Below are 3,324 nucleotides of genomic sequence, written 5' to 3'. Positions count from 1 at the left end.
CAGCACCGGCGTCGGCACCGCCACGATCGCGCGCGCCGCCTCGATCGTGCCCGCCGGCGTGTCGAGCCGGAGCGTCGGGCCGCGATGGTCGATCCGCGTGACGGGCGTCGACAGGCGCAGCGGCACCCCGGCGGCCTGGTGCGCCACCAGCGTCCCGTACCCCTCGACCACCGCCCAGTTCTCCTCGCTCGCGGCTTCCTCGTACGCCGCCCAGTCTTGGAGCGAGACGACCGCGAGGTTGGCGCCGTTGGCGTAGCTGGAGATCGCATCGATCAGCGGGCGCCAGGGATCGTCGGCGGCGATGAAGGCGGCGAGCGGCCGGTCGGGGCCGGCGAGTCCGGCGTGCGCGCGGTCCTCCCAGCGCTCCCACGCTGCGGAGAACTTCTCCTGCTCGGCGGGCGGGAAGCCGAGGTCGCGCCATTGCTCGCGCCACTTGGGCGAGGAGCGGTCGACGGTGAACCCGCTGGCCTCGGCGATCCCGGTCCATGGATTGCGCGCAGCGGAATGGAGCCAGCCGCAGCCGAGGTCGATCGGATAGCCGCCGAGATTGATCGTGCGCGCGCGGCCGCCGAGCCGGTCGGACGCTTCGAGGAGGAGGACCGGGCGGCCGGCATCGCGCAGGCGCCGCGCGGCGGCGATCCCGGCAGCGCCGGCGCCGATGACGACGGTGAGGCCGGTCATGCTACGGCCGCGCCCGCTCGCCTCGCCGCGCGGCTGTCGCCCTTGCGTCGATGTCGCGCCGGTTGCATGATCGGGAAGGGGGATAGGCCGTGGACGCGTGGCAATCCAGACTGCTGCCGGTGATGGTCGCCATGCTGGTCGGCGCGGCTCTCCTGTTCAGTACGGCGACGATCGTGCAATATGGCCGGATCGCGCAATGGATGACGGCGCCGACGCCGCCCCCCTCCGGCGCGATGTGGGACGACGCGATGCTGCGGCCCGCGACCTTCGCGGATCGGGCGATGCTGGCGCAGCGGCGCGCGGAGTATGCGCTGGAGGTGGACGTGATCCGCCGCCGGTATGAGCAGAACGGGCAGGCGATCACGACGCGGTTATGGGCGCGCTTTATGGGTTTCCTGACGGGCATGATCATGACGATGGTCGGCTCCGCCTTCGTGCTGGGCAAGCTCAACGACGCCGGCAACGAGCTGAGCGGCGGCGGCGCGGGCTATGCGCTGGCAATCAAGAGCGCGTCGCCCGGGATCGTGCTGGCCACGCTGGGCACGGTGCTGATCGGCATGTCGCTGTGGGTTGAGGTAACGGTGAACGTGCACGACGCCCCGGTCTACTTCCACGGCGTAGTGCCCGACGCGCCGCCGCCCGCGCCGCTCGACAGCGACGCGCTGAACGCGGCGATGGGCAAGTCGAGCACGGTGGACGCCGTGCTGGCCAACATGACGGCCGCGTCGTAACCCGGTGCGCTTTCGGAGAAGGAAAAGGCCGATGCGTTGGGGTAGGACATGGCCAACAATCGGGGCACTGGCGTCGGTGCTGATGGCGCAGGCCGCCCAAGCGGACACTCCTTATCAGCGGGCGCTGGCGGCGTACAAGCACGGGCTCTACGCGACCGCCTACAACATTCTGCTGCCTTATGCGTCGGGCGGGAACGTCGCGACGATCGACCTGCTCGCCATCTCCGCCTGCCGGCTTCCAGCCAAGCAGCATCAGGGGCTCGCGCTGCTGCAAGCGCTCCGCATGAAAGCGACCGGCGCCCTGGCGGTGCAGCTCACGCAGCAGATCAGTGCCTGCCTCGATGGCGTGCAATCGCCAACGGTGATCGCCGCCAACAACGCCGGCAGCCAATCCACATCGGGTCTGATGGTCCCCGTCAACCCGACGCTCGCAGCCGCCGCATCGCCCCCCGCCGTCGTGTTCGGGAAATCGACGGGGCATCGGATCACCGGCATGATCGGTGGCCTGAGCCCGTCGACGCCTGCCGTCAACGCCGCCGCAGCGCGTAACAAAGCCGCCGTACCCCGCTAGCCGCGTCGCCTCACGCCGCCGCGAGCAGCCGCTTCTCTCCCGCCAGCCGCATCATGCTCTTCTGCAGTTTCTCGAACGCCCGCACCTCGATCTGGCGCACCCGCTCGCGCGACACGCCATAGACCTGGCTCAGCTCCTCCAGCGTCTTGGGATCGTCGGTCAGCCGCCGCTCGGTGAGGATGTGCTTCTCGCGGTCGTTGAGCGCGTCCATTGCGTCGACCAGCAGCGTGTGGCGGACCTCCGCCTCCTGCGTCTCGGCGACGAGCTGGTCCTGCAGAGGGCCGTCGTCCTGCAGCCAGTCCTGCCATTGCGCGTCGCCCTCCTCGCCGACCTGGACGTTGAGCGACGTATCGCCGCCCATCGCCATGCGCCGGTTCATCGAGACGACATCGCCCTCGGTCACGCCCAGGTCGGTGGCGATCTTGGCGACGTTCTCGGGGGAAAGGTCGCCGTCCTCGAACGCGTCGAGCTTGGACTTCATGCGGCGCAGGTTGAAGAACAGCTTCTTCTGCGCCGCCGTGGTGCCCATCTTCACCAGGCTCCACGATCGCAGGATATATTCCTGGATCGACGCCCTGATCCACCACATCGCATAGGTGGCGAGGCGGAAGCCGCGATCGGGCTCGAACTTCTTCACGCCCTGCATCAGGCCGATATTGCCCTCGCTGATCAGCTCGGACGTCGGCAGGCCATAGCCGCGATAGCCCATCGCGATCTTGGCGACGAGCCGCAGGTGGCTGGTGACGAGCTGCGCGGCGGCCTCCGGATCGCCATGTTCCTGAAACCGCTTGGCGAGCATATATTCCTGCTCGGGCTGGAGCAGCGGAAACTTGCGGATCTCCGCCAGATAGCGGTTCAGCCCGGCTTCGCTGCCGAGCGCCGGGATCGTCGCCGGAACGTTGCTCTTGGCCATCAGATACTCCCTTCCGGAGCGCGCCGCCTCGCCGCACCGCAGCAAGACCGCCCTGCTCAAACCTCAACCGTGCAGCGCCGTCAACAGTTCCTGCATGTCCGGCGGCACCGCGCTCTCCCACCACATGGGTTTACCCGCGACCGGATGAACAAACCCCAACCGCGCCGCGTGCAGCGCTTGCCGGGCGAAGCCGAGCCGCTCCAGCAGCGCCCGATGCGCGCCCACGCGGCCATAGGCCGGATCGCCGAGCAGCGGATGGCCCAGCGACTGGAGGTGGACGCGCACCTGATGCGTCCGCCCCGTCTCCAGCCGGCACTCGATCAGCGCCGCGCCGTCGAGCGGGGTCAGCGTCCGGTAATGCGTCACCGCGCGCTTCCCGCCCGCGACCACCGCGATCTTCTTGCGGTTGGCGGGCGAGCGCGCGAGCG

The 3,324-nt window shown here is 69.4% G+C and carries 5 protein-coding genes; 2 read left to right on the top strand and 3 right to left on the bottom strand.

Translation table 11 applies throughout. The features are described 5' to 3' along the window. Nucleotides 1-681: flavin monoamine oxidase family protein (locus tag HUU95_RS11705; protein ID WP_174280270.1), on the bottom strand; the 681-nt coding region annotated here is incomplete at its 3' end. 89 nt (nt 682-770) lie between these two features. Between HUU95_RS11705 and HUU95_RS11700 the strand changes: the two genes are divergently transcribed. Continuing rightward, nucleotides 771-1,412: a hypothetical protein gene (locus HUU95_RS11700; RefSeq protein WP_174280269.1), complete on the top strand. Its 642-nt coding sequence runs from the start codon at nt 771-773 to the stop codon at nt 1,410-1,412. A gap of 82 nt (nt 1,413-1,494) precedes the next feature. After that, entirely contained in the window at nt 1,495-1,983 is a 489-nt protein-coding gene (locus HUU95_RS11695) for a hypothetical protein (protein ID WP_174280268.1), read from the top strand. Nucleotides 1,984-1,993: 10 nt separating this feature from the next. On the opposite strand, the gene rpoH is transcribed toward HUU95_RS11695, so the two are convergent. After that, entirely contained in the window at nt 1,994-2,899 is a 906-nt protein-coding gene (gene rpoH, locus HUU95_RS11690) for an RNA polymerase sigma factor RpoH (protein ID WP_174280271.1), read from the bottom strand. Between the two features lie 60 nt (nt 2,900-2,959). After that, on the bottom strand, nt 2,960-3,324 hold a 365-nt coding region (locus tag HUU95_RS11685; protein ID WP_254602768.1), incomplete at its 5' end, for an RluA family pseudouridine synthase.

Source organism: Sphingomonas bacterium (assembly GCF_903643065.1).
GTDB lineage: Bacteria > Pseudomonadota > Alphaproteobacteria > Sphingomonadales > Sphingomonadaceae > Sphingomonas.
This window is presented reverse-complemented; position numbering and strand designations above follow the sequence as displayed.